Annotated in this window: 22 protein-coding genes; 15 read left to right on the top strand and 7 right to left on the bottom strand. The window is 71.7% G+C overall.

Annotated features, from left to right (window positions below; all coding sequences use genetic code 11):
- Positions 1–17: 17 nt before the first annotated feature.
- Complete coding sequence (locus ACFU5F_RS02805; protein ID WP_383880905.1) at positions 18–1,808, bottom strand: ABC transporter substrate-binding protein; 1,791 nt, start codon at positions 1,806–1,808, stop codon at positions 18–20.
- A gap of 76 nt (positions 1,809–1,884) precedes the next feature.
- The gene (locus ACFU5F_RS02800; protein ID WP_383880902.1) at positions 1,885–2,901 is read right to left on the bottom strand and encodes an ABC transporter permease; all 1,017 of its coding nucleotides are present in this window, start codon (positions 2,899–2,901) and stop codon (positions 1,885–1,887) included.
- Between the two features lie 436 nt (positions 2,902–3,337).
- Between ACFU5F_RS02800 and ACFU5F_RS02795 the strand changes: the two genes are divergently transcribed.
- Genes ACFU5F_RS02795 through ACFU5F_RS02775 form a run of 5 tightly spaced genes read left to right on the top strand, consistent with a single transcriptional unit; the run spans position 3,338 to position 9,024 of the window.
- On the top strand, positions 3,338–4,984 hold the full coding sequence (locus ACFU5F_RS02795) for an ABC transporter substrate-binding protein (protein ID WP_383880899.1): 1,647 nt from the start codon (positions 3,338–3,340) through the stop codon (positions 4,982–4,984).
- A gap of 6 nt (positions 4,985–4,990) precedes the next feature.
- Positions 4,991–5,914 (top strand): ABC transporter permease, encoded by a 924-nt coding sequence (locus ACFU5F_RS02790; RefSeq protein WP_383880897.1) that lies wholly within the window; start codon positions 4,991–4,993, stop codon positions 5,912–5,914.
- Positions 5,907–6,923 (top strand): ABC transporter permease, encoded by a 1,017-nt coding sequence (locus ACFU5F_RS02785; protein WP_383880895.1) that lies wholly within the window; start codon positions 5,907–5,909, stop codon positions 6,921–6,923. The genes ACFU5F_RS02790 and ACFU5F_RS02785 overlap by 8 nt, the downstream gene beginning before the upstream one ends.
- A gap of 9 nt (positions 6,924–6,932) precedes the next feature.
- Positions 6,933–7,928 carry an ABC transporter ATP-binding protein gene (locus ACFU5F_RS02780; protein WP_013000908.1) on the top strand — a complete coding sequence of 332 codons (996 nt, stop codon included), beginning with the start codon at positions 6,933–6,935 and terminating at the stop codon, positions 7,926–7,928.
- Positions 7,909–9,024 carry an ABC transporter ATP-binding protein gene (locus ACFU5F_RS02775; protein WP_383880892.1) on the top strand — a complete coding sequence of 372 codons (1,116 nt, stop codon included), beginning with the start codon at positions 7,909–7,911 and terminating at the stop codon, positions 9,022–9,024. Before ACFU5F_RS02780 ends, ACFU5F_RS02775 begins: the two co-directional genes overlap by 20 nt.
- Before the next feature lie 177 nt (positions 9,025–9,201).
- Here ACFU5F_RS02775 and ACFU5F_RS02770 read toward each other — a convergent pair whose 3' ends face one another.
- A complete protein-coding gene (locus ACFU5F_RS02770) occupies positions 9,202–11,358 on the bottom strand; it encodes a prolyl oligopeptidase family serine peptidase (RefSeq protein WP_383880889.1) in 2,157 nt (718 codons plus the stop codon).
- A 224-nt stretch (positions 11,359–11,582) separates the two neighbouring features.
- On the opposite strand from ACFU5F_RS02770, the gene ACFU5F_RS02765 reads away from it, so the two are divergent.
- The 8 genes from ACFU5F_RS02765 to ACFU5F_RS02730 all read left to right on the top strand — a co-directional run bounded on the left by ACFU5F_RS02765 (position 11,583) and on the right by ACFU5F_RS02730 (position 19,394).
- A complete protein-coding gene (locus ACFU5F_RS02765) occupies positions 11,583–11,777 on the top strand; it encodes a hypothetical protein (protein ID WP_005480627.1) in 195 nt (64 codons plus the stop codon).
- A gap of 163 nt (positions 11,778–11,940) precedes the next feature.
- The gene (gene mshB / locus ACFU5F_RS02760) at positions 11,941–12,912 is read left to right on the top strand and encodes an N-acetyl-1-D-myo-inositol-2-amino-2-deoxy-alpha-D-glucopyranoside deacetylase (protein WP_383880886.1); all 972 of its coding nucleotides are present in this window, start codon (positions 11,941–11,943) and stop codon (positions 12,910–12,912) included.
- Positions 12,913–12,976: 64 nt separating this feature from the next.
- Positions 12,977–13,408, top strand: a complete 432-nt coding sequence (locus tag ACFU5F_RS02755; RefSeq protein WP_383880884.1) for a DUF6113 family protein — start codon at positions 12,977–12,979, stop codon at positions 13,406–13,408.
- A gap of 249 nt (positions 13,409–13,657) precedes the next feature.
- Entirely contained in the window at positions 13,658–15,742 is a 2,085-nt protein-coding gene (locus tag ACFU5F_RS02750) for a hypothetical protein (RefSeq protein ID WP_383880881.1), read from the top strand.
- A gap of 163 nt (positions 15,743–15,905) precedes the next feature.
- Positions 15,906–16,859, top strand: coding sequence for an ABC transporter ATP-binding protein (locus ACFU5F_RS02745; protein WP_383880878.1), 954 nt, complete (start codon positions 15,906–15,908; stop codon positions 16,857–16,859).
- Positions 16,856–17,596, top strand: coding sequence for an ABC transporter permease (locus ACFU5F_RS02740; RefSeq protein ID WP_383880875.1), 741 nt, complete (start codon positions 16,856–16,858; stop codon positions 17,594–17,596). The genes ACFU5F_RS02745 and ACFU5F_RS02740 overlap by 4 nt, the downstream gene beginning before the upstream one ends.
- A complete protein-coding gene (locus tag ACFU5F_RS02735; RefSeq protein WP_383880872.1) occupies positions 17,593–18,783 on the top strand; it encodes a sensor histidine kinase in 1,191 nt (396 codons plus the stop codon). The genes ACFU5F_RS02740 and ACFU5F_RS02735 overlap by 4 nt, the downstream gene beginning before the upstream one ends.
- Positions 18,780–19,394, top strand: a complete 615-nt coding sequence (locus ACFU5F_RS02730) for a response regulator (RefSeq protein ID WP_383880870.1) — start codon at positions 18,780–18,782, stop codon at positions 19,392–19,394. Before ACFU5F_RS02735 ends, ACFU5F_RS02730 begins: the two co-directional genes overlap by 4 nt.
- Before the next feature lie 57 nt (positions 19,395–19,451).
- Here ACFU5F_RS02730 and ACFU5F_RS02725 read toward each other — a convergent pair whose 3' ends face one another.
- Positions 19,452–20,318 carry a transglutaminase-like domain-containing protein gene (locus tag ACFU5F_RS02725; protein WP_383880867.1) on the bottom strand — a complete coding sequence of 289 codons (867 nt, stop codon included), beginning with the start codon at positions 20,316–20,318 and terminating at the stop codon, positions 19,452–19,454.
- The gene (locus ACFU5F_RS02720) at positions 20,315–21,385 is read right to left on the bottom strand and encodes a GNAT family N-acetyltransferase (RefSeq protein ID WP_383880864.1); all 1,071 of its coding nucleotides are present in this window, start codon (positions 21,383–21,385) and stop codon (positions 20,315–20,317) included. Before ACFU5F_RS02720 ends, ACFU5F_RS02725 begins: the two co-directional genes overlap by 4 nt.
- A gap of 140 nt (positions 21,386–21,525) precedes the next feature.
- On the opposite strand from ACFU5F_RS02720, the gene fdxA reads away from it, so the two are divergent.
- Complete coding sequence (gene fdxA, locus ACFU5F_RS02715; RefSeq protein WP_005480604.1) at positions 21,526–21,843, top strand: ferredoxin; 318 nt, start codon at positions 21,526–21,528, stop codon at positions 21,841–21,843.
- A 217-nt stretch (positions 21,844–22,060) separates the two neighbouring features.
- Positions 22,061–23,161 (top strand): bifunctional succinyldiaminopimelate transaminase/glutamate-prephenate aminotransferase, encoded by a 1,101-nt coding sequence (locus tag ACFU5F_RS02710; RefSeq protein ID WP_383880861.1) that lies wholly within the window; start codon positions 22,061–22,063, stop codon positions 23,159–23,161.
- Positions 23,162–23,254: 93 nt separating this feature from the next.
- On the opposite strand, the gene ACFU5F_RS02705 is transcribed toward ACFU5F_RS02710, so the two are convergent.
- Together ACFU5F_RS02705 and ACFU5F_RS02700 are read right to left on the bottom strand one after the other, a co-directional pair.
- On the bottom strand, positions 23,255–23,668 hold the full coding sequence (locus ACFU5F_RS02705; RefSeq protein ID WP_383880859.1) for an ATP-binding protein: 414 nt from the start codon (positions 23,666–23,668) through the stop codon (positions 23,255–23,257).
- A 311-nt stretch (positions 23,669–23,979) separates the two neighbouring features.
- On the bottom strand, positions 23,980–24,927 hold the full coding sequence (locus ACFU5F_RS02700; protein ID WP_383880856.1) for a heavy metal transporter: 948 nt from the start codon (positions 24,925–24,927) through the stop codon (positions 23,980–23,982).
- Positions 24,928–24,993: the final 66 nt, after the last annotated feature.

Here is a 24,993-nt window from a genome sequence, read left to right as displayed (position 1 = left end):
TCGGGTCCCGGTCCGGATCAGGCCTTGGCGTACAGCTTGTGGAGGAGGAACGCCGAGAACAGCGGGTCGAACTGGGCGCCGCCCACCTTGGAGCCGTACAGGTAGTAGCGCCGCTGGTAGGTCTCCGGGATGATCGGCGCCTCCCTCGCCATGATCGACTTGTCCAGTGCCGCCCAGGCCGCGTTCTCCTTCGTGGTGTCGGTGATGGTCGCGTCCTTCTTGATGGCCGCGTTGACCCAGCCCACGTTCAGCTGGGAGACGTTGGGGGCGTTGTCCGCGATGGTGGTGCCGTCGAAGAGAGGCTGGATGAGCGTGTAGGCGGCGGGCCAGTCCGGTGACCAGCCGTACCACATCACATCGAACTGGTTGTCGATCTGGCCGACCTGGTCGTAGTAGCTCGTCGACTCCACCGGCTTGACGACCGGGTCGAAGCCCGCCTGCTTCAGCGCGTTGGCGATGACGACCTTGGTCTTCTCGTAGGCGTCGTTGCCGCCCTGCGGGTAGGTGTAGACGATCTTCTGGCCGAGCTTGCCGGCCTCCTTCAGCAGCGCCTTCGCCTTCGCCGTGTCACCGCGCGGGTTCTTCAGCTTCCCGTAGACGTCGAACTTCACCCGGCCCGCGATGTCCGGGCTGAGGATGGTGGTCGCGTAGTCGCCGGCCGAGGGACCGCCGTAGATGGAGCGGATCTGCTCAAGCGGCCAGGCGTGGTTCAGGGCCTGACGGACCCGGACGTCCTTGATGCGGCGGCAGTTGATGGCGTAGTAGTACAGGCCGGTCAGCAGGCCGTCGATGGTGCGGGACTCCAGGGCGGAGTCGCTGATCACCTTCTGGATGCGCTCGGCCGGCACCCCGCTGTAGGCCATGACCGCGTACCGGTCGGTCCCCGAGTCGGCGATCAGCCGGTCGGTGGCCGGCAGGGCCTCGGGGCCGAACTCGAAGACGACGGAGTCCGGGTAGGCGTTGCGGATCGGGTCCGTCGCCGGGTCCCAGTGGGTGTTGCGCACCAGGGTCATGGACTTGTCCACGGAGTGCTGCCTGATGCGGTACGGGCCGCAGGAGACGGGGTCCTTGTCGTACTTCTCCTTGCTGTCGTGCGCGACCGGCACCGCACCGTAGGAGTGCATCGCCAGCGCCCAGTTGAGGTCGGGCCGGGCCGTCTTCAGATGGAAGGTGATGGTCTTCCTCGCGGTGTCCGTGACGACGGAGGACAGGTGCTTGCCGCCGTACGGGCCCTTGTAGACCGACCGGAAGTCGTTCGAGCCGGTCAGCCAGGTCTGGACGTAGGTCGCGCCCTCGGTGGTGAAGCTCGCGAAGCCGCGTTCGATGCCGTGGCGGACGTCGTCGACGGTCAGCTCGCTGCCGTCCTCCCATTTCAGGCCGTCCTTGAGAGTGAACGTCCAGGTCTTTCCGCCGTCCGTCATGGTGCCCGTGTCGGTGGCGAGGTCGCCGACGAGCTTCATCGAACCGTTCGCGGCGATCCGGTAGCCGGTGAGACAGCGGACGTAGAGGTTCGCGACCGTGGAGTTCCAGGCGAAGTAGATCCGCTGCGGGTCCAGGTGGGAGAAGTCGTCCGGGCCGATCGGGCGGATCGTGCCGCCCTTGCGCGCGCCCGGGACCTCGGGCGCGGGGCCGGTGGAGTCCGCCGCGGTGCCCACGGTGACCTTGGCGTACGTGGCGGCGGAGCCGGAGGCCGCGCCGCCGCTCGCCGGACCGCCCCCGCCTCCGCTGCTGCACGCGCTGAGAACGAGGGCGCCGCCGGCCGTCGCGACCGAGCTTGCGATGACGAAGTTTCTGCGGGAGATCGACATGGGCGTCCTGCCTGAATCAGTGAAGAGGGGCCGCCCGTGGCGGGGGCCTTCGGGGGAGGGGGCCTTGGTGAGGCGTTCAGCGTCTGGTCTTCGGGTCCAGCGCGTCGCGGACCGAGTCGCCGAGGAGGTTGAAGGCGATCACGAAGATCACCATCGAGAGGCCGGGGAAGAGCATGTACGTGATGTCGCTCTGGTAGACCTGCGCGCCGCGCTGGATCATCACGCCCCAGTCGGGGGTGGGGTCGCTGAGGCCGACGCCGAGGAAGGCGAGGGCCGCCTCCGTGGTGACGTACATGGGCAGCGCGAGCGTCGCCTGGATGAGGACCGGGGTCCACAGGTTGGGGAGCAGTTCCCGGAAGACGATCCGGGCCGCCGAGGCGCCGGTGACCTTGGCCGCCTCCACGAACTCCCGCTCGCGCAGGGCCAGTACCTCGCCGCGCAGCAGCCGGGCGATGGGGGCCCAGCCGAACGCGGTCATCACCGAGATCAGGCTCACGACCGTCAGCCAGGTCGGGGTGTTCTCGTCGGGCGCGACCAGGATCGAGATCAGCACCGGCCACATGGCGATGAAGAAGAGGGTGGAGGGGAAGGCCAGCAGGATGTCCACGATCCGGCCCACGACGTTGTCGACGCGGCCGCCGAGATAGCCGGCCGTCACGCCGACCACGATGCCGAGCCCGGTGACGAGCAGGGTCGTCACCGTGGCGATCAGCAGCGAGTTGCGGATGCCGTAGAGGAGGAGGGCGAAGACGTCCCGGCCGAGCTGCGGCTCGATGCCGAACCAGAAGTCGCCGCTGACCCCGCCGTTCGGTGCGACCGGGAAGCCGAACTGGTTCAGCAGGCCGGGCTGGTTCTGGCCGTACGTGGTGTACGGGTTCTTGCCGTAGAGCTTCGCGATCAGGGGGGCGGCGATCGCGGCGGCGAAGAACAGGACGACGACGTACGCCGACACGACCCCGGCGCGGTCCCGGCGGAAACGGCGCCAGGCGATACGGCCGGGTGAGCTGGTGCCGTGGCCTCCGGCGGGGCGGGGCGGGGCGGTGGGCGGCGCCTCGAAGGGCGTGTCCGTCGTGGATGCGGGCGAGGTCCCCATGAGGTGACCCTTCAACCGGCCGCGGGGGCGGGTCAATGCGTTCGTGGGGGCTTTGACCAAGGGGAGGGGGATTGCCGAACGCGCTCTTACGGGGGCGAACCGTTCTCTTACCGGCTCTTCGGGGTTCTCAGGCGCGGGAGGGGGTGGGTGTCCGCGGTACGTCGGCGAGTGCGGTTCCGGTGGGGCTTCTCGCGCGGTCCCCCGCGCCCCTGACAGACACAGGCCCTGTGCCCCTGGAAGACCAGGCCCTGCGGGCCTGAAAAGCACGGGGCGCAGCCCCTGCTCTTTTCAGGCCCGCAGGGCACCGCGCGACCAGCCCCACCGGACCCGCACCCGACAACGCACCCATACGGCTCCCCGAATGTGCGGTATACGCAAAACGCGTCGATATTGTCCGGTAACAAGAAGATCGCGCACGTAGGACGAGGAGGCACCCATGCGCGGAGCCACGCACGCTCGATGGATCGCCGGCGCGGCGGCGGTGGCTCTCGCCGCGACCGCCTGCGGGGGCGGGGACGACGACAGCGGCGGCAGCAGCGGCAGCGGCGACTCCGGCGCCGTGCTCAGCTCCTCGTGGGGCGACCCGCAGAACCCGCTGGAGCCGGCCAACACCAACGAGGTGCAGGGCGGCAAGGTGCTCGACATGATCTTCCGCGGGCTGAAGCGGTACGACCCGAAGACCGGCGAGGCGAAGGACATGCTCGCCGAGAAGATCGAGACGACCGACTCGCAGACCTTCACCGTCACGGTCAAGGACGGCTGGACCTTCAGCAACGGCGAGAAGGTGACCGCCAAGTCCTTCGTGGACGCCTGGAACTACGGGGCGAGCCTGAAGAACAACCAGAAGAACGCGTACTTCTTCGAGTACATCCAGGGCTACGACAAGACGCACCCCGACGACGGCAGCAAGCAGACCGCCGACACGCTTTCCGGGCTGAAGGTCACCGGCGACAACACCTTCACCGTCCAGCTCACCCAGAAGTTCTCGACCTTCCCCGACACCCTCGGGTACAACGCCTACGCCCCGCTGCCGCAGTCGTTCTTCACCGACCACGACGCCTGGCTCGCCAAGCCCGTCGGCAACGGCCCGTACGCCGTCGACTCGTACACCAAGGGCTCCCAGCTGTCGGTGCGGAAGTGGGACGACTACCCCGGCGAGGACAAGGCCCAGAACGGCGGTGTGGACCTGAAGGTCTACACCGACAACAACACCGCCTACACCGACCTGATGGCGGGCAACCTCGACCTCGTCGACGACGTCCCCGCCGCCCAGCTGAAGAACGTCCAGGCCGACCTCGGCGACCGGTACATCAACACCCCGGCCGGCATCATCCAGACCCTGTCCTTCCCGTTCTACGACGCGGACTGGAACAAGGAGGGCTCGGAGAAGGTTCGTCAGGGGCTGTCCCGGGCGATCGACCGCGACCAGATCACCGACACCATCTTCCAGAAGACCCGCACCCCCGCCACCGACTGGACCTCCCCGGTCCTCGGCGAGGAGGGCGGCTACAAGAAGGGACTGTGCGGCGACGCCTGCGAGTACGACGCGGACGCGGCCAAGAAGCTGATCAAGGAGGGCGGCGGCCTTCCCGGCGGCCAGGTCAAGATCACGTACAACGCCGACACCGGCTCCCACAAGCAGTGGGTCGACGCCGTCTGCAACTCCATCAACAACGCCCTCGACAACGACAAGGCGTGCGTCGGCAACCCGGTCGGCACCTTCGCCGACTACCGCAACCAGATCACCCAGCGGAAGATGAGCGGCCCGTTCCGCGCGGGCTGGCAGATGGACTACCCGCTCATCCAGAACTTCCTGCAGCCGCTCTACTACACCAACGCCTCCTCCAACGACGGCAAGTGGTCCAACGCCGACTTCGACAAGCTCGTCGACCAGGCCAACGCCGAGTCCGACACGACAAAGGCGGTGGAGACGTTCCAGAAGGCCGAGGAGGTCGTCCGGGACAACATGGCCGCCATCCCGCTCTGGTACCAGAACGGCAGCGCGGGCTACTCGGCGCGGCTGTCCGACGTGTCCCTGAACCCGTTCAGCGTGCCGGTGTACGACCAGATCAAGGTCGGCTGATCCTCCGTGGGACGGTACGTCGTCCGGCGCCTGCTCCAGATGATCCCGGTCTTCGTGGGCGCCACCCTCCTGATCTTCCTCATGGTGAACGTGATGGGCGACCCCATCGCGGGCCTCTGCGGCGACCGGGAGTGCGATCCGGCGACGGCCGCCCAACTGCGCCGCGAGTTCGGCCTCGACATGCCCGTGTGGCAGCAGTACCTGACCTACATGGGGAACGTCTTCACCGGCGACTTCGGCACCGCGTTCAACGGGCAGGAGGTCACCGAGCTGATGGCCTCCGCCTTCCCGGTCACCATCCGGCTGACGATCGTCGCGATCCTCTTCGAGATCGTCATCGGTGTCACCCTCGGTGTCGTCACGGGCCTGCGCCGCGGGCGGCCCGTCGACACCGGGGCGCTGGTGGTCACCCTGGTCGTGATCTCCGTCCCCACCTTCGTCACCGGTCTGCTGCTGCAACTGCTGCTCGGGGTGGAGTGGGGCTGGATCAGTCCGTCGGTCTCCTCCGACGCCCCCTTCGACGAGCTGATCGTTCCCGGGCTGGTCCTCGCCTCGGTCTCCCTGGCGTACGTCACCCGGCTGACCCGGACGTCCATCGCGGAGAACGCCCGCGCCGACTACGTCCGTACCGCCGTCGCCAAGGGACTGCCGCGGCACCGGGTGATCCGCAAACACCTGCTGCGGAACTCCCTGATCCCCGTGGTCACCTTCATCGGCACCGACATCGGCGCCCTCATGGGCGGCGCGATCGTCACCGAGCGGATCTTCAACATCCACGGCGTCGGCTACCAGCTCTACCAGGGCATCCTCCGCCAGAACACCCAGACCGTCGTCGGCTTCGTGACCGTCCTCGTCCTGGTGTTCCTGCTCGCCAACCTGCTCGTCGACCTCCTCTACGCCGTACTCGACCCGAGGATCCGCTATGCCTGAGCCGCTGCCCGAGGAGCCCCACGTGTCGGGCGGCCAGCGCGCTCCCGAGGGCGGGGCGATCGCCGCGACGGGGCAGGACGGCACGATGGACCTGGCCACCACCGAGGGGGAGACCCTGGAGAAGCGACTGGGCGACGGTCCGGCCGGCGGCGGCCCGGACGACAAGGCCCGCAGCCTGTGGTCCGACGCCTGGCGCGACCTGCGCCGCAACCCCGTCTTCATCATCTCGGCGCTGGTGATCCTCTTCCTGGTCGTCATCTCGCTGTGGCCGTCACTGATCGCCTCCGGCAACCCGCTCAAGTGCGACCTCTCCAAAGCCCAGGAGGGAGCGCAGCCCGGACATCCGTTCGGGTACGACGGCCAGGGCTGTGACGTGTACACCCGGACCGTCTACGGGGCGCGGATCTCCATCTCCGTCGGCGTCTGCGCCACGCTCGGTGTCGCGCTGCTCGGGTCGGTGCTCGGCGGGCTCGCCGGGTTCATCGGCGGCCACCCGGACTCGTTCCTGTCCCGGATCACCGACGTCTTCTTCGCGATCCCGGTGGTGCTCGGCGGCCTGGTGCTGCTCTCCGTGGTCACCAGCAACTCCATCTGGCCGGTGATCGGCTTCATGGTGCTGCTGGGCTGGCCGCAGATCTCCCGCATCGCCCGCGGCTCGGTCATCACCGCCAAACAGAACGACTACGTCCAGGCCGCCCGCGCCCTCGGCGCCTCCAACTCCCGCATGCTGCTGCGGCACATCACCCCGAACGCGGTCGCCCCGGTCATCGTCGTGGCCACCATCGCGCTGGGCACCTACATCGCCCTGGAGGCGACGCTCTCCTACCTGGGCGTCGGCCTGAAGCCGCCGAGCGTCTCCTGGGGCATCGACATCTCCGCCGCCTCCCCGTACATCCGCAACGCCCCGCACGCGCTGCTGTGGCCCTCGGGAGCGCTGGCGATCACCGTCCTGGCGTTCATCATGCTCGGCGACGCGGTCCGCGACGCCCTCGACCCGAAGCTGAGGTGAACCGCCGTCATGCTGCTCGAAGTGCGTGATCTGCACGTGGAGTTCCGGACGCGGGACGGGGTCGCCAAGGCGGTCAACGGGGTCGACTACGGGGTGGACGAGGGGCAGACGCTGGCCGTCCTCGGCGAGTCCGGCTCCGGGAAGTCGGTCACCGCCCAGGCGATCATGGGCATCCTCGACATGCCGCCGGGGCGCATCACCGGCGGTGAGATCCTCTTCAAGGGCCAGGACCTGTTGAAGCTCAAGGAGGACGAGCGCCGGAAGATCCGGGGCGCCGAGATGGCGATGATCTTCCAGGACGCCCTGTCCTCCCTCAACCCCGTCCTGTCCGTCGGCGACCAGCTCGGCGAGATGTTCGTCGTCCACCGGGGCATGTCGAAGAAGGACGCCCGCGCCAGGGCCGTGGAGCTGATGGACCGGGTCCGCATCCCGGCCGCCAAAGAACGCGTACGGGACTACCCGCACCAGTTCTCGGGCGGTATGCGTCAGCGCATCATGATTGCGATGGCGCTGGCCCTCGAACCCGCGCTGATCATCGCCGACGAGCCCACGACCGCGCTGGACGTCACCGTCCAGGCCCAGGTCATGGACCTGCTGGCCGAACTGCAGCGGGAACTGCGGATGGGCCTCGTCCTCATCACCCACGACCTCGGCGTCGTCGCGGACGTCGCCGACCGCATCGCCGTGATGTACGCGGGCCGCATCGTGGAGTCCGCCCCGGTCCACGACATCTACAAGGCCCCGGCCCACCCGTACACCCGGGGACTGCTCGACTCCATCCCGCGCCTGGACCAGAAGGGCCAGGAGCTGTACGCGATCAAGGGTCTGCCGCCCAACCTGATGAACATCCCGCCCGGCTGCGCCTTCAACCCCCGCTGCCCGATGGCCCGCGACGTGTGCCGCACCGACGTCCCCCCGCTGTACGACGTGGAGCCGGCGGACGGGATCCGGACGAGCGCCTGCCACTTCTGGAGGGAGTGCCTCGATGACCACCACCACGGCTGAGGCCGAACCGATCCTGGAGGTCAGCGGCCTGGTCAAGCACTATCCGCTCACCGAGGGCATCCTCTTCAAGAAGCAGGTCGGCGCCGTGAAGGCCGTGGACGGCGTCGACTTCGCCCTCGGCCGGGGCGAGACCCTCGGCATCGTCGGCGAGTCCGGCTGCGGCAAGTCCACGGTCGCCAAGATGCTGGTCCACCTGGAACGGCCGACCGCCGGCTCGATCCGCTACAAGGGTGAGGACGTCACCAAGCTGTCCGGCAAGGCCCTCAAGACCGTCCGCCGCAACATCCAGATGGTCTTCCAGGACCCGTACACCTCCCTCAACCCCCGGATGACCGTGGGCGACATCATCGGGGAGCCCTACGACATCCATCCCGAGGTCGCGCCCAAGGGCGACCGCCGGCGCCGGGTGCAGGAACTCCTCGACGTGGTCGGCCTCAACCCCGAGTACATCAACCGCTACCCGCACCAGTTCTCCGGCGGCCAGCGTCAGCGCATCGGCATCGCCCGCGGGCTGGCGCTGCGCCCCGAGGTGATCGTCGCCGACGAACCCGTCTCCGCCCTCGACGTCTCCGTCCAGGCCCAGGTCATCAACCTGCTGGACCGGCTCCAGGGCGAGTTCGGCCTGAGCTACGTCTTCATCGCGCACGACCTGTCGATCGTGCGGCACATCTCCGACCGGGTCGGCGTGATGTACCTCGGGCGGATCGTCGAGATCGGCCGCGACGCCGAGATCTACGACCACCCGACGCATCCCTACACGCAGGCGCTGCTGTCGGCCGTACCCGTCCCGGACCCCGAGGCCCGTGAGCACCGGGAGCGGATCATCCTCTTCGGCGACGTGCCCTCGCCGACGAACATCCCGTCCGGGTGCCGGTTCCGCACCCGCTGCTGGAAGGCGCAGGAGCGGTGCGCGCTGGAGGTGCCGCTGCTCGCGGTCCCCGCCGAGTTCCGGCTCACCAGCGGCCCGGCGGCCCATGACTCCGCCTGCCACTTCGCCGAGGAGAAGCAGGTGGTTCCGCCGGAGGAACCGGCGGAGGGGCCGACGGAGAGAACGACGCGGGAATCGCCGGACCATCATGTGAATGGGACGGAATAAGCCTACAAATCGACACCAACCGCGTTAACACGCAGGCAACTTCACCGACCCCGTTCCGATATACGGACGCGGGAATCTACTACGCGTACGGCCGTGCGGGTGCCGTAAACGGGCCGGGGCTCGCCATGTAGCCCCGGCCCGTTGCCGTGCCCGGCCGCCGGCCCGGCCGTCTCGTGCCTACGCCGGTCCCAGCGAACGCCTCAGGAAGTCGACCTGGAGCAGCAGCAGGTTCTCCGCGACCTGCTCCTGGGGGGTGATGTGGGTGACCCCGGAGAGCGGCAGGACCTCATGGGGGCGGCCGGCCGCGAGGAGCGCGGAGGACAGGCGCAGGGCATGGGCGAAGACCACGTTGTCGTCGGCGGTGCCGTGCACGATCATCAGCGGGCGGTGCGGCTCGGCGGGCGCGGAGAGCGCCTCGCCGGTGATGAGTGAACTCCTCGCGTACGCGGCGGCGTCCGCCGTCGGATCGCCCAGGTACCGCTCGGTGTAGTGCGTGTCGTACAGCCGCCAGTCGGTGACCGGGGCGCCCGCGATCCCCGCGTGGAACACGTCCGGGCGGCGCAGCACCGCGAGGGCCGCCAGCCAGCCGCCGTAGGACCAGCCGCGGATCGCCACCCGCGACAGGTCCAGCGGATGCGAGTCCGCCAGGTCGTGCAGCGCGTCCACCTGGTCGTCGAGGGAGAGCGTGAAGTCGCCGTCGATCGCCTTCTCCCAGGCGGGGGAGCGGCCGGGGGTACCGCGTCCGTCGGCCACCACCACCGCGAACCCCTGGTCGGCGAACCACTGCGAGGTGAGGTGCGCGTTGTGGGCGGCGAGCACCCGGGGGCCGTGCGGACCGCCGTAGGGGTCCATGAGCACCGGCAGGGGGGTGACCCCGTCGTAGTCCCTCGGCATAAGCAGGGCGCACGGTACGCGGCGTGCGCCCCCCTGTGTGAGGCGCATGCGCGGGGACATACCGGGGTCTTCCGCGTAGGACGCCACGGTCGCCACCTTCCCCGAGCCTCCGGCCGGGGGGACCCCCATCTCCCTTCGGTCGCCGTCCCGCAGTACCTGGACATGGGCGCCCGCCCGATCCGGAACGGCCGAGACCAGCACGGTGACGCCCCCGGCGCGCACGGCGGAGTGCACGCCGGGCTCCTGCGAGACGCGTTCCGTCCCCAGCTCGTTCACGCGGTAGACGTGGATCTCCCCGGTCTCCGGATCGGCCGCCGACGCGCCGGCCGACGCGGAGACCAGGACGTCGGCGTCGGCCACGTCGAGCACCGCGCGGACGTGCAACTGCGGCCCTGTCAGCGGCCGTTCGCCGACCGCCAGCACCCGCGCGCCGCCCTCGTCCGCGACACGCACGAGCTGTCCCGACGGACTCCACGACGGCACCCCGGGGAAAAGATCAAGCCAATGTGGATCTTCGTCGGCGTGCACCATCCGGGTCGCCCCCGTGTCCGGGTCGACGGCCAGGAACAACTGGCTGCGCTGGTCGCGCGCCTGCACCAGGATCAGCGGGGCACCCGCCGCTGACCAGTGCACATGCGCCAGATACGGGTAGCGCACCCGGTCCCACACGACCTCCGTGCGGGTCCCGGAGAGGTCGATCACGAACAGGCGTACGTCCGCGTTGGCGGTCCCGGCGGCCGGATACGCCACCCGCTGCGGGTCCCGTTCCGGCTGCGCGGGGTCCGAGATCCACCAGCGGCGCACCGGCGTGTCGTCCACGCGCGCCACCAGCAGGCGGTCCGACTCGGGCGACCACCAGAAGCCGCGCGAACGGCCCATCTCCTCGGCCGCGATGAACTCCGCCAGGCCGTGGGTGACGTTCTCCGACTCCTCCTCGGTGAGCGCCACGTCGTCGCCGCCCTCCACGCCGACGACCCGCAGGCCACCCCGGGCGGCATACGCGACGTACCGGCCGTCGGGGGAGGGACGGGGGTCGATCACCGGGCCGGGAACGGTCAGTTCACGCGCCGTGCCGGCCCGCAGCTCGGCCACGAAAAGCCGCCCCGACAAGGCGAAGGAGGCCAACTCCACCGCCGCGTCGGTGGCGTAGCCGACGATCCCGGCGCCGCCCTCGCGCAGCCGCTCACGACGGGCGCGTTCCTCGGCCGACAACTCCTCCGCGGAGCCGGCGAGGAGGGTGCCCGGGTCGGCCGCGACGCGTTCGCCGCCGCCCGGGAGGTCCAGAACCCACAGCTTGTGGGCCCGCTCGGTACCGGACGGGGACCGCAGAAACACGACACGGGAACCGTCCGGGGCGATGGAGAACGCCCGCGGCGCGCCGAGGGTGAAACGCTGTGTCCGGGCGTGTCGGCGGGGAAAGGACTCGGGCTGGGTCGTCATGTTCCGACCATATTGGCCATGCGCCCCCTTGTGCGGCCGTGCGCCGATCGATGCGCGCGTATGGATAGTTATGATCACTACCGCTGGGTGGGTATGAACCTGCTGGCCGCTGTACGGATTCACAACTGCGTCACCCACGTCACCGGTTGACGACGGCTCCGCCGTCAGCCCTCGACAACTGCTTCGCTCCCCAGGTCCCAGGGAACTTTTGGAGGTGAGCCGCCGTGGCACTCTCGATTTCGGCGGTGGTGCTGCTGGCGATCATCGTCTTCATCCTGATCAAGAAGTCAGGGCTGAAGGCACCACACGCGATCATCTGCATCCTGCTCGGCTTCTACCTCGCGTCCTCGACCATCGCGCCGACGATCAGCGAGCTGACGACCAACATCGCGGGCATGATCGGCAGTATCAAGTTCTGACGCATCCGGCCGCCGGGCTCCGCCCGGGCCCGTCCAGGGCCCCCGGAACCTCGCGGCCGACCGTTCTCGTACGAAACCTCGCGGCCGACCGCCGCCGTGCCGAGAACGCGCGGCCGACCGCGCCCGGCACAGGCCCGGTCCGGGCGCCTCGTAGGGTGGGCCCATGACGGATCTGCCCTCCTCCGGCCCCCGGCCGGAGGAACCCCTCTCCCGCGTCGGTCACCGACTGCTCCTGGTGCACGCGCACCCGGACGACGAGTCGATCAACAACGGCGCGACCATGGCCAGGTACGCGGCCGAGGGAGCCCGGGTGACGCTGGTGACCTGCACCCTCGGTGAGGAGGGCGAGGTCATCCCGCCCTCTCTCGCGCACCTCGCGCCCGACCGTGACGACACGCTGGGCCCGTACCGGGTGGACGAACTGGCCAGGGCCATGAAGGAACTCGGCGTCACCGACCACCGCTTCCTCGGCGGCCCCGGCCGCTACCGCGACTCCGGGATGATGGGCGTCGCACAGAACGAGCGCCCCGGCGCCTTCTGGTCCGCCGACGTCGACGAGGCCGCCGCCCACCTGGTCCGCGTGATCCGCGAGGTCCGCCCCCAGGTCCTCGTCACCTACGACCCCGACGGCGGATACGGCCACCCCGACCACATCCAGGCCCACCGCGTCGCCATGCGCGCCGCCGACCTGGCCGCCGACCCGGCGTTCCGCCCCGACCTCGGGGAACCCTGGGAGATCGGCAAGGTCTACTGGAACCGGGTGCCGCGCGGAGTGGTCCTGGAGGGCTTCGACCGGCTCCGCCGCGACCTCGCCGAGCCCGGACGGCTGCCGTTCCGGCAGGCCGCGAGCGTCACCGACGTGCCCGGCGTGGTGGACGACCACCTCGTCACCACCGAGATCGACGGCACCGGTTTCGCGGCGGCGAAGGCCGCCGCGATGCGCGCGCACGCCACCCAGATCGAGGTCGCCGAACCGTACTTCGCGCTCTCCAACGCGCTCGCCCAGCCCCTGCTGACCACCGAGTACTACGAGTTGGTACGCGGCAGACGCGAAGGGGGAGGCCGGGAGAGCGACTTGTTCGAGGGGATTCCCGGTATTTCTTTCGAGGAACGGCAGAACGGAACGGCCCTGTGATGCGTACGCATGGGTATGACAGACACGTCGTGTGCGCGCACGGCCACCGAGGGGCGGTCCTGCGATGAAGCGGACGGACCGGCCGACGGGCGGGGAAGGCAGCGCGCTCGCCCAGCCGTTGACCTTCCCCGCGCCGGCGCGCGCCGCCGCCCACCTGGGGCTCCTTCTGCTGGGAGCGGTGGTCGGGGTGGCCGGCGGGCTGCTCCAAGCGGCCTGGTTCCCCGGCGGATTGCTGCTCGCGCTGCTGGGTGCGGCCGGGGTCTTCCTGGGCGGCTCACGGGCGACGGGGAGCCGGGCGGGGGCCGTTGCGCCGGCCGCCGGCTGGATGATCTCCGTCGTCCTGCTGACGTCCACCCGGCCGGAGGGCGACTTCCTGTTCGGCGTGGGAGTCGGCTCCTACCTCTTCCTGCTCGGCGGCATGGCCGTTGCTGTGATGTGCGCCACCCTTGGATGGGGGCGGCAACCGACCGGGCCCGACGCCCGACTTGGGAAGTGACCACCGCTTCGCCGCGGTACGGGGGTGCGGGTCCGGTGTGGGTTTCCCACACGGTCGTGGGATACGCGCCGGAAGTGGCCAGTATGGTGGTGCGCGCCGCCGAGCTGCCCGCTGAGTTGAGGTCGTGACGGGCGGCGGAGCAAACCGGGAGAACCTGCCTTGAGTCGTGAAACTGACACTTCGTCCTCCGGGGCCAATGGGCGCGGCAGCACCGCGTACCCGTCGGGGACACCGCCGTACGGCACGCCCATGGCCACCGAGGCCGGTGCCGAGGCGGCCCGGTCGGCCGCCGGCGAGCGCCCGGACGGACCCAGGACCGAAACCACGCTGACCACACGGGTCCGGATCAACATCCCCGGCTCGCGCCCGATCCCGCCGGTCGTCGTCCGCAAGCCGGTCGCCGACGGCGAGGGCGCCGCGGACGACACCGGGTCCGAGTCGGAGACCACCGGCACCACCGCCATGCCCGTGTTCACGGACACCCCGGCGCCCGCGCCGGAACCCGCCGCGCCGGGCGACGACAAGCCCACCAGCGACTGGTTCGCGCCGCGCAAGGGCGCCACCCCGGCCAAGGGCACGAGCACCGGCGGCACCAACGGCGCCGGGTTCTCCGTCGGCACGCTCGGCGGCCAGGGCGTCTCCGCGCCGACAGGCCCCGCCGCGGGCGCCCGCCCCGGCGGCACGGGCGGCACCGGTCCGCTGTCCGGCAACCCCGCCGGCCCGCGCCCCGGCGCGACCGCCGGCCCCAGGCCCGGCGGGACCAACGGCGCCGGCCTGCCCGGGGCCACCGGCGGCCAGCCCGTCGCTCCCGGCCACGGCGGCGGCACCGGCTCCTTCGACGTCTCGGCCGCGCTGGCCGGCACCAAGCCCGAACGCGACGACCTGCCGTACTTCTCCGACAACGGCGGCTTTCCCGGCGGTCCCGGCGGTCCCGACGGCCGCTCCGGCCCGGCGGGCCCCACCGGCGGCCCCGTCACCGGCGACAGCCCGCTCGGCCCGCCGCCCCTCCAGGGCGGTCCCGGTGGCCCCGGCTACCAGGGCAACCCCTTCGGCGGCCCCGACGCCGACTTCTCCTCGCCCGGTGCCGCCGACGCCTACGCCCGCCCCGGCGGCGGCATCAGCGACGACACCGCGGTCCTCACCCCCCAGCGCCAGGCCCCCGAGCCGGGCTACGGCGGCTCCGGCCCCGTCGTCGACAACCCCTCCGGGCACACCCTGACCAGCGGCATCCCGGTCGTGCCGCCCGGCACCCAGGGCACGCCGTTCGGTGCGGGCGGACCCGACGGCGCGGTGCGGCACACCCCGCCGAAACTGCCCGACCCCGGCCCGCAGCAGAAGACCGGACCGGCGAAGAACGCGAAGAACACCAAGCCCGCCAAGCCGGCCAAGAAGAAGGGTCGCAGCAAGCTCGGGCTGCTCGTCGGCGGTGTGGTCGTCCTCGGCGGCGGTGTCTACGGCGCCGGTCTGCTGATGAACCACTCCGACGTCCCCAAGGGCACCACCGTCCTCGGCGTCGACATCGGCGGCGGCACCCGCGACGAGGCCGTCAACAAGCTCGACGCGGCCTTCGGCAAGCGCACCACCCAGCCGCTGAAGCTCTCGGTCGACGGCGAGACCGTCTCCCTCACGCCCGACCAGGCCGGACTCCAGTTCGACAAGCAGGCCACGGTCAGCGCCGCCGCAGTCAGCGACTACAACCCCGTCTCGGTGATCGGCTCACTCTTCGGCCAGCAGCGGGTCGTCTCCCCGGTCATGCCGGTCGACGAGGAGAAGCTGCGGGCCGCGCTGGAGCGCGCGGCGGGCGGCGCCGGTTCGGCGAGCGACGGCACCGTCAAGTACCAGGCCGGCAAGGCCGTCCCCGTCTACGGCAAGGCGGGCAAGGGCATCGCCGTCGGCGAGTCCACCACCGCCGTCGAGGAGGCCTACCGCACCCAGGTCGAGACCGGCAGCACCACACCGGTGCAGCTGCCGACCACGGAGAAGGAGCCCTCCGTGGGCAAGGCGGAGGTCGACCGGTTCATGAAGGAGTTCGCACAGCCGGCCATGTCGGCCAGCGTCACCGTCCAGACGGACGCCGCGCACGCCGTCCTGCTCAGCCCGCAGAACTCCCTGTGGAAGTTCCTCACCGTCAAGGCCGTCGACGGCAAGCTCGTCGACTCCTACGACGAGAAGGCGCTCAAGGAGCTCTACGGCGGCACCTTCGACGGCGTCCTCATCACCCGGGGCACCGGCGAGAAGACGCCGGTCACCGTGGAGGACGTCTACAGCGCCCTCCGCCAGGCCCTGAAGAGCACGACGAACCGCACGGCCACCATCGAGACGAACCCGAGCTAGCGGCTTCGAGCGCGACGCACAGGGGGCACCCGGCCCACGCCGGGTGCCCCCTCGTCGTACGCCGGTGCCGCCCCCTCACCCTCTCCGGTATGACTTCTGTCATGCAGGGGTCAGGACCGCCGACACTGCCGGACGCACCCCTCTCCCGCCGACGATGGGGTCCATGACGACCACGACGAGGGCCACCGACACCACGGTGGTGGAATTCGACAGGGTGACGAAGGCGTTCGGCGACGTACGGGCCGTGGACGGCCTCACGCTCGCCCTGCACCCGGGGGAGACCGTGGCCCTGCTGGGCCCGAACGGCGCCGGCAAGTCCACCACCCTGGACCTGCTGCTCGGCCTGAGGAACGCCGACAGCGGCACGATCGGCGTCTTCGGCACGACCCCGCGCGAGGCGATCGTCGCCGGACGCGTGGGCGCCATGCTGCAGAGCGGCGGCCTCATGGACGAGGTGACCGTCGCCGAACTGGTCCGGCTCGCCTGCGACCTGCACCCGAGGCCGTACCCGGTCTCCGACGTCCTCGCCCGCTCCGGCATCACCCAGATCGCCGACCGCAAGGTCCACAAGCTCTCCGGCGGCCAGGCCCAGCGCGTCCGCTTCGCCCTCGCCACGGCCGGCGACAGCGACCTCATCGTCCTGGACGAGCCCACGACCGGCATGGACGTCACCGCCCGCCAGGCCTTCTGGGCCACCATGCGTGAACAGGCCGACCAGGGCCGCACCGTCCTGTTCGCCACCCACTACCTCGAAGAGGCCGACGCCATCGCCGACCGTGTGCTCGTCCTGCACCGGGGCCGCCTGCTGGCCGACGGCACCGCCGTCGAGATCAAGGCCAGGGCCGGAGCCCGCAGGATCTCCTTCGACCTGCCCGACGGCGGGGCCGACGAGTCCGCGCTGCGGGCCCTGCCCTTCCTCACCACGATCACCGTCTCCCACAACGGCTCGGCCGAGGGGTCCGGCCGTACCGTCCGCATCCAGTCCGCCGACGCCGACGCGACCGTCCACGCCCTCTACGGCCTCGGCGTCTTCCCCCGCAACCTCGAAGTCACCGGCCTCGGCCTGGAGCAGGCCTTCGTCGCGATCACCGCCGCCGAGGAGGCGAAGCCGAAGTGAACAGCCTGATCAAGCTGGAACTGACCCGGGCCCTGCGCAACCGCAGGTCCATGTTCTTCTCGGTGCTCTATCCCTCGCTGCTGTTCCTGCTCATCGCCGGCAACGCGAGCAGCACCGAGAAGCTCGGCGACACCGGTCTGACCCTGCCGACCTACATGATGGTCTCCATGGCCTCCTTCGGGGCCCTGACGGCCGTCCTGATGGGCAACAGCGAGCGCATCGCCAAGGAACGCGAGGGCGGCTGGGTACGGCAGCTGCGGCTCACCCCGCTGCCGGGGCGCGGCTACGTGTTCGCCAAGACCGCCGGCGCGGCCGCGGTCAGCCTGCCGTCCATCGTGATCGTCTTCCTGGTCGCCGCCACCGTGAAGGGCGTACGCCTGGACGCCTGGCAGTGGCTCGCCCTCACCGGGGCGATCTGGGCCGGCAGCCTCGTCTTCGCCGCGCTCGGCGTCGCCATCGGCTACCTCGCCACCGGGGACGCGGTCCGCCCGATCACGATGATCGTCTACTTCGGCCTGTCGATGCTGGGCGGCCTGTGGATGCCGACGACGACGTTCCCCGAGTGGCTGCAGGAGATCGCGAAGTGGGTGCCGACGCACGCGTACGCCGCCCTGGGGCAGGCCGTCGAACAGAGCCGGGCCCCGCACGCCGGGGACGTCGCCCTCCTGGCCGTCTACTTCGCCCTGTTCGCGGGCGGCGCGGCCTGGCTCTACCGGAAGGACACGCGGAAGGCGTGAGCGGCGTCGGCATCGGGCAGCGCCCGCAGAACCTCAGACAGCGGAGCGTCAAGTTCCTGTGGACCGGGATCTGGCTCGCCTATCTGAGCGCCCCCGTCAGCGACCTGCTGCACGGGGGCCACAGCGACGGCGTCGTCGTCCTCGGCTGGATCGGCCTGGTGGCCTTCGTCGCCTGGTACTTCCTGCTGATCTTCCGCACCGGCCGCCGGGACACCACCCGGGCGGTGCTCGGCGCGCTCGCCGTCCTCGCCGCCCAGTCCGCGCTGCTGTCCCTCAGCCTCGGCCGCGAGTGGCTCGTCCTCTTCGTCTACGTGTCGGTCGCCTCCGGCGCCGCCCTCCCGCCGCGGCTCGCCCGCTTCACGATCCCGGCGGTGTCGGCCCTGCTCACGGCCATCGCCCTCGCCCTGCCGGGCGGGGAGGCCTATCTCGCCTCCCTGCTCCTGCCGGCCCTCCTCGGCGGCTTCTCGATGACCGGGGTCCGCGAACTGATCCGGACCACGCAGGAACTCCGCGAGGCCAGGGCCACCGTCGCCCAGCTGGCCGCGAACGAGGAGCGGCTGCGGCTCGCCCGCGATCTGCACGACCTCCTCGGTCACTCCCTCTCGCTGATCACGCTCAAGAGCGAGCTGGCGGGCCGGATGCTCCCCGGCCACCCCGACAAGGCCGCCCAGCAGGTCGCCGACATCGAACAGGTCAGCCGTCAGGCCCTGGTCGACGTCCGCGAGGCCGTCACCGGCTACCGGCGCCCCCGTCTCGGCGCGGAACTCGCGGGCGCCCGGGACGCGTTGACGGCGGCCGGTATCGCCGCCGACCTGCTCGCCGACCCCGGTTCCCCCCTCACCGACGCCTCCGAGGACAGCGAGTCCGCCCTCGCCTGGGCGCTGCGCGAGGCCGTCACCAACGTCGTACGGCACAGCGGCGCCCGGCGCTGCACGGTGGACCTCGTCCGCCGCCAGACCCTCGACGGCCCGATCCTCGAACTCACCGTGGACGACGACGGAGCAGGCGCTCCCAAAGGCCCGGCCGGCGCCCCCGGGGACAGCCCCGGCAGCGGTCTCGCGGGCCTCGCCGAACGGCTGGAGAAGGTGGGCGGCACCCTGGAGGCGGGCCGCTCCCGGCACGGCTTCCGCCTGGTCGCCAGGGCCCCCGCCATGCCCCGGGACCCGGACGTAGGATCCCGCGCATGACGCGCACGATCAAGGTCCTGCTCGCCGAGGACCAGTCCATGGTCCGCGAGGCCCTGGCGGCCCTGCTGGGCCTGGAGGACGACATCGAGGTCGTGGCCCAGGTGGCCCGCGGCGACGAGGTCCTGGCCGCCGCCCGCGCCCACGCCGTCGACGTGGCCCTGCTCGACATCGAGATGCCGGGCGCGACGGGCATCGAGGCCGCCGCCGAGCTGCACCGGGCCCTTCCGGCGGTGCGACTCGTCGTCCTCACCACCTTCGGCCGCCCCGGGTACCTGCGCAGCGCCATGGAAGCCGGCGCCGACGCCTTCCTGGTCAAGGACGCCCCCGCCGCCCAGCTCGCGGACGCGGTACGCCGGGTCCTGGCGGGCGAGCGGGTGATCGACCCGACGCTGGCGGCGGCGGCCCTGGCCGGGGGAGCGAACCCGCTGACGGACCGGGAACGCGAGGTCCTGCGCGCGGCGGCCGACGGCTCCACGAACGCGGAGCTCGCCGAGGCCCTGCACCTCTCCCCGGGCACGGTCCGCAACTACCTGTCGACGGCGATCCACAAGCTGGCGGTGCGCAACAGGACGGAGGCGGTCCGCACGGCGCGGGAGAAGGGCTGGCTGTGACCGCCGGGGCGGGCGCGGAGAACCCGGTGTCGACCACCCCACGACCCTCGGGCGCCCTCAGTTCAGCAGCGCCCGGGCCGCCCCCGCCTGCCTGCGCACCTTCTCCGCGGCGCCCTCGTCCACGCCGCCCACCACCTCGGCGTACTCCTCCAGCGCGGCGGCGCCCCGCACGTACTCCCCCCGCTGCACGAGCAGCCGCGCCCACTCGTACCGCAGCCGCGCCGGATGCGAGGGCATCGCCAGCGACAACTCCAGCGCCCACAACGCGACATCCGTCCGCTCGGGCCGGGCCGCCGCCCACGCGCGCACGTTGTTGAGGACCCGGACCACCACCTCCAGCGGGTCGGCCGGTGTCAGCATCCCGGCATCCAGCGGCGCCCCGGTCGCCCCCGCGACCAGCAGCTTCGCGTCGTTGCCGGTCAGCACCCGCCCCCCGTCGAACGGGTCGGCGAGCACCTGCTCCTCGGGCGGCCCGAACCCCACCACGAAGTGCCCCGGCAGCGCGACCCCGTGGACCGGTGCACCCGCCCGCCGGGCCACCTCCATCCACACCACCGACAGCAGGATCGGCAGCCCGCGCCGCCGTTCGAGCACCTGGTGCAGCAGCGACGACTCCAGCCGCTGGTAGTCGCCGGGCGAGCCCCGGAACCCGTGGCGCTCCCCGAGCAGTGCGGCCGTCGCCTCCGCCCACGCGCGGGGTGCACCGGGCCGGTACGGCATCAGCCCGGCCAGCCGGTCGAGTTCGATCCCGGCGGCGTCGAGCCCCGCCTCGTCGAGCGCCCCGTCGCCCGCCGCTCCCACCAGCAGGCACAGCAGGGCCAGGTCGGGCCGCTCGGCCCGTGCCTCCTCGGCGAACCGCCGCCGTACCTCGTCGGCCCGCTCCGGCTCCGGAGGACGCGGCGCGGCCGGCCGGTGCCCGCTCACGGCGATCCGTCCGGCGCGGAGCCGAAGCCGGTGCCGGTACGGGCACCCGTAGCGCCACCGGGTCCGGTGTCCTCCGGTTCCGGCTCCCGGTAGTGGTGGTACGAGTGATGCGCCGCGAACCCCATCCCGGCGTAGAGCGCCCGCGCCCCCGCGTTGTCCGTCTCCACCTGCAGCCATCCCGCCGAGGCGCCCTCGTCCAGGGCCCGCAGCGCCAGCGCCGCCATCACCCTCGTCGCGAGACCCCGCCGGCGCTGGGCGGGATCGACCTCGACGGCGGAGAACCCGGCCCACCGCCCGTCCACGACACACCGTCCGATGGCCGCGGGCCCCGCGCCCTCCGCCCCCGGCACGGTCGCGAACCACACCGAGGGCCCGCTCCCGAGCACCTTCAGCGCGACCTCGCCGAGGCCCTTGCGCTGGTAGCGGCCGAGCCAGGCCTCGTCCGCGCTCCGGGACAGCTCCACCCCGCCCGCCTCCGGGTCCGCGACCGGCGCGAGCGCGCCGGTCCACACCTCGGCGGTGACGGCACTGACCCAGCCGCGGTCCGCCACCTCGGCGCAGAGCCTCTCGTGGGTGCCCTCGGCGCCCGTGGCCAGCTGGATGAAGGCGGGCAGCCCCCGGGCGGCGTACCAGCGGCGTACGGCCGTCAGCGCCTCGTCCAGGGGCATTCCGGGGTCGCCGAGGGGCAGGACCGAATTGGCGCGCCGGGTGAATCCCGCGGCGGCCCGCAGCTCCCACTCACCGAGCGGCTCCCGCTCGACCGGCTGCCAGGACCGCGCCGCGACCCGCGCCAGTTCCCCGAAGGAGGCGGCGGGGCCGCGCCGGCGGGCGGGGGCGGCGGGGACCACCTTCCCGGCCACCAGCGAGGACTCCTCGATCCGGACCCGCTCACCGTCCCGCCGGGTGATCAGCAGTGCGCCGTCGTCCCATGATGTGAGAACACCCACCGTGTCGGTGAATTTCCCGCCCCCGGCGGGATCGTCGTCGACACGCCGCACCGATACGCGTTTGCCCACGTCAGCGGCGGAGACACGGATCACGAGACGTCCACCGGCAGAGAATTCCACAGGTCCGTCCACCCCTCCTGTTCGGATCATGCCCAGGAACGGAGATACTAGGTGCGGGCATCGACGACGCCGCGCTCCCGCGCGCCAGGCGGCGGAGCCTGAGGAGGCCCGCCGGCGCCCTACCGAGGAGGAACGACAGCGTGACCTACGTCATCGCGCAGCCTTGTGTCGACGTCAAGGACAAGGCGTGCATCGAGGAGTGCCCGGTCGACTGCATCTACGAGGGCCAGCGGTCCCTCTACATCCACCCGGATGAATGCGTCGACTGCGGTGCCTGCGAGCCGGTGTGCCCGGTCGAGGCGATCTTCTACGAGGACGACACCCCGGAGGAGTGGAAGGACTACTACAAGGCGAACGTCGAGTTCTTCGACGAGCTCGGCTCGCCCGGTGGTGCCAGCAAGCTCGGCCTGATCGAGCGCGACCACCCCTTCGTCGCCGCACTCCCGCCGCAGGCCTGAGAGCGACGCCGCGGACCCCGGGGTGACGCCCCGGCGGCCCCGCATCCGCGCCGCCTCGGTCCCGTACGGCCCGATCGCCATGATCGCCGTACGGGACCGAGGCGTTCGCCGTTCGAGCGGTACGCGCGCGGCGGTACGCACGCGCCCGTCCCCCGCTCGGCGTCCCCCCGCTCGGGAACGTACGGACGAGACCGTACGAGAAAGTGAGCCAGATCCCGTGTCCGCAGTCAGCGACCGCCTTCCGACGTTCCCCTGGGACAGGCTGGAGCCCTACAAGGCGACGGCCGCCGCTCACCCCGGTGGCATCGTCGACCTCTCCGTCGGGACGCCGGTCGACCCGGTGCCCGAGCTGATCCAGAAGGCGCTGGTCGCCGCGGCGGACTCGCCGGGCTATCCGACCGTCTGGGGCACCGTCGAGCTGCGCGACGCGATCACGGGCTGGCTGGAGCGCCGCCTCGGCGCCCGTGACGTCACCCACCACCACGTCCTGCCGATCGTCGGCTCCAAGGAGCTCGTCGCCTGGCTCCCCACCCAGCTGGGCCTCGGCCCCGGCGACCGCGTCGCGTACCCGCGCCTGGCCTACCCGACGTACGAGGTGGGCGCCCGCCTGGCCCGCGCCGACCACGAGGTCTACGACGACCCGACGTCCCTGGACCCGGCGGGCCTCAAGCTCCTCTGGCTGAACTCGCCGTCCAACCCCACCGGCAGGGTCCTCTCCAAGGCCGAGCTGACCCGGATCGTCGCCTGGGCCCGTGAGCACGGCGTCCTGGTCTTCTCCGACGAGTGCTACCTGGAGCTGGGCTGGGAGGCCGATCCGGTCTCGGTCCTCCACCCGGACGTCAACGGTGGCTCGTACGAGGGCATCGTCGCCGTCCACTCCCTCTCCAAGCGCTCCAACCTGGCGGGCTACCGCGCGGCCTTCCTCGCCGGTGACCCGGCCGTCCTCGGGCCGCTCCTGCAGATCCGCAAGCACGGCGGCATGATGACCTCGGCGCCCACCCAGGCCGCCGCCGTCGCCGCCCTCGGGGACGACGCGCACGTCCAGGAGCAGCGCGCCCGCTACGCGGCCCGTCGCCAGGCCCTGCGCGAGGCGCTGGAGGCGCACGGCTTCCGCATCGAGCACAGCGAGGCGAGCCTGTACCTCTGGGCGACCCGGGGCGAGTCGTGCTGGACGACCGTGGCCCACCTGGCCGACCTCGGCATCCTCGTGGCCCCCGGCGACTTCTACGGCACGGCGGGCGACCACCACGTCCGTGCGGCCTTCACGGCGACGGACGAACGCGTCGCGGCGGCCGTGGAGCGCCTGGCCAAGGCGTAGCACTCCTGCCACCGCGCGACCGCCCAGGGTCGCGGAACGCCCGAAGGGGCCCGGGGAAGAACCCGGGCCCCTTCGCGGCGGTCGGACCGGGCGTCAGCCGAGCGGGCTCTGCGCCGGGAGCTGCCCCGTCGGCAGTCCGCCCTTGGTCGCGGTCTTCGTCGTGTCCCCCAGAACGGTGCCGGCGGACCCGGCAGCCTCCCCGGCGGCCTTCTGCGCGACGGGCGTCGTCGTCTTGACGGCCTTCCCGCCGGTCTTGCTCACGGTCGGGACGGTCTGCTTGGACGCCTTGGTGCCGGTGTCGCTCGCGACCCCGGTGACGTTCTGCGTCGCGCCGTCCACGGTGGTACCGGCGTTGGCCCCGTCCACGGCGGACAGACCGCCGAGGTTCGGGGTGGCCGGGAGTTCGGGCGCCGCACTCGCGGAGCCGGCCGCACCGACCACGGAGGCCGCTCCCGCTGCGGTCAGCAGCGCGGCACGGGCGATCCGGCGGGTCAGGGGGAGGGACATGGTGCTCCTTTGACGGAAGAGAACGTTGAAGTGTCCGTCCGTGCCCGGGAGTTGACCGTTCCGGGCGGGACGCAGTGACTACCGCTCGAAGCCGCTGAAGGTTGCGGCGACCCGACGTAAAGAGTTCGCAATGTGTCACATGATCAAATGTGGATGCAGTCGGACAAACGCCACCCGGTCCGACCGTCTGCCGAATCCTTACGGCCCTGTGGCCCCAACGCATCCCGGGGTGCGGGGGTGAGCGGCCGGGAATCCGCGCACCTCGTCCACACCGCGCACCGCGCGTCCCCCGCGCGGGTGAGGCGCGCGGGCTACTGTCCAGTGACGATTCGGACCTCGGCGGCGGAGCCCGCCGCGTCGCCGGTCGAGCCACGGACCTTGCGCCACGCACCGGCCCGCCCCTCGGCGACCCACTCCCGGCCCGCGAACGCGACGCGCTCGACGCCCAGACGGGAGGAGTTGGCCACGGCCCAGTGCGCCAGCTCCCAGCCGCGCCGGCGGACCTGCTCGGCGTCACCGGCGTCCGTGAGGGGGATGGTGACCGTCCCGGCGGCGGGGGAGACGCTCGGACTCGGCGACGGGCTCGCCTGGGCGGAGGCGCCGCCCTCGGAGCCGACCACCGCCGCCGCGGACTCGAACGCGTCCTCCCCGAAGTCCCGCGCGAGCGCGCCGCGCACCACGTCCGGTCCGCCCGCGACGCCGGTGCCGGTTGCCGTGCCGGCCGTCTGCCGGCGCCCCTCACAGGTCAGCGATGCCGCCGACCGCCCGGTCAGCGCGGCGGCGAGCAGCGTGGCGTCGGGCTCGTGCTTGGCGTACGCCTCCGGGTAGCCGCTGCGCTGCACCTTCTGCGCGGCGACCGTCAGCGGCAGCCGCTCGTAGTCGGCGACCTTGACGAGGTGCTCGTAGAACTCGCCCGCCGCGTACACCGGGTCCTGGATCTGCTGCTCGGTGCCCCAGCCCTGCGAGGGCCGCTGCTGGAAGAGACCGAGGGAGTCCCGGTCGCCGTGCGCGATGTTGCGCAGGCCCGACTCCTGCAGAGCGGTCGCCAGGGCTATCGTCACGGCCCGCTCGGGCAGCTCGCGCGAGGTGCCGACCGCCGAGATCGTCGCGGCGTTCGCCGCCTGCTCGGGCGTGAAGTCGTACGACTGCCCGTCGTCCTTGCCGGACACGACCACACACCGCGGTGTGCCGTTCCCTCCGGTCAGGTACTGCACGGTGAGATACGCCCCGATCGCGGCGAGCACGACGAAGGCCGCCATGAACTGCAGCACGCGACGGCCGCGACGGCGGGGACGAGGACCTGGGGGGAAGGGGTACGGCTCCGA

Source organism: Streptomyces sp. NPDC057438 (assembly GCF_042802995.1).
GTDB lineage: Bacteria > Actinomycetota > Actinomycetes > Streptomycetales > Streptomycetaceae > Streptomyces.
The sequence above is the reverse complement of the archived record's forward strand: the minus strand, read 5'-3'. Positions and strand labels throughout refer to the sequence as shown.

Excerpts from the sequence above, each read along its gene's own strand:
- ACFU5F_RS02805 (WP_383880905.1), bottom strand. The coding sequence starts at position 1,808 with ATGTCGATCTCCCGCAGAAACTTCGTCATCGCAAGCTCGGTCGCGACG.
- ACFU5F_RS02800 (WP_383880902.1), bottom strand. The coding sequence starts at position 2,901 with ATGGGGACCTCGCCCGCATCCACGACGGACACGCCCTTCGAGGCGCCG.
- ACFU5F_RS02795 (WP_383880899.1), top strand. The coding sequence starts at position 3,338 with ATGCGCGGAGCCACGCACGCTCGATGGATCGCCGGCGCGGCGGCGGTG.
- ACFU5F_RS02785 (WP_383880895.1), top strand. The coding sequence starts at position 5,907 with ATGCCTGAGCCGCTGCCCGAGGAGCCCCACGTGTCGGGCGGCCAGCGC.
- ACFU5F_RS02780 (WP_013000908.1), top strand. The coding sequence starts at position 6,933 with ATGCTGCTCGAAGTGCGTGATCTGCACGTGGAGTTCCGGACGCGGGAC.
- ACFU5F_RS02775 (WP_383880892.1), top strand. The coding sequence starts at position 7,909 with ATGACCACCACCACGGCTGAGGCCGAACCGATCCTGGAGGTCAGCGGC.
- ACFU5F_RS02770 (WP_383880889.1), bottom strand. The coding sequence starts at position 11,358 with ATGACGACCCAGCCCGAGTCCTTTCCCCGCCGACACGCCCGGACACAG.
- mshB (WP_383880886.1), top strand. The coding sequence starts at position 11,941 with ATGACGGATCTGCCCTCCTCCGGCCCCCGGCCGGAGGAACCCCTCTCC.
- ACFU5F_RS02755 (WP_383880884.1), top strand. The coding sequence starts at position 12,977 with ATGAAGCGGACGGACCGGCCGACGGGCGGGGAAGGCAGCGCGCTCGCC.
- ACFU5F_RS02750 (WP_383880881.1), top strand. The coding sequence starts at position 13,658 with ATGGCCACCGAGGCCGGTGCCGAGGCGGCCCGGTCGGCCGCCGGCGAG.
- ACFU5F_RS02745 (WP_383880878.1), top strand. The coding sequence starts at position 15,906 with ATGACGACCACGACGAGGGCCACCGACACCACGGTGGTGGAATTCGAC.
- ACFU5F_RS02730 (WP_383880870.1), top strand. The coding sequence starts at position 18,780 with ATGACGCGCACGATCAAGGTCCTGCTCGCCGAGGACCAGTCCATGGTC.
- ACFU5F_RS02705 (WP_383880859.1), bottom strand. The coding sequence starts at position 23,668 with ATGTCCCTCCCCCTGACCCGCCGGATCGCCCGTGCCGCGCTGCTGACC.
- ACFU5F_RS02700 (WP_383880856.1), bottom strand. The coding sequence starts at position 24,927 with ATGGCGGCCTTCGTCGTGCTCGCCGCGATCGGGGCGTATCTCACCGTG.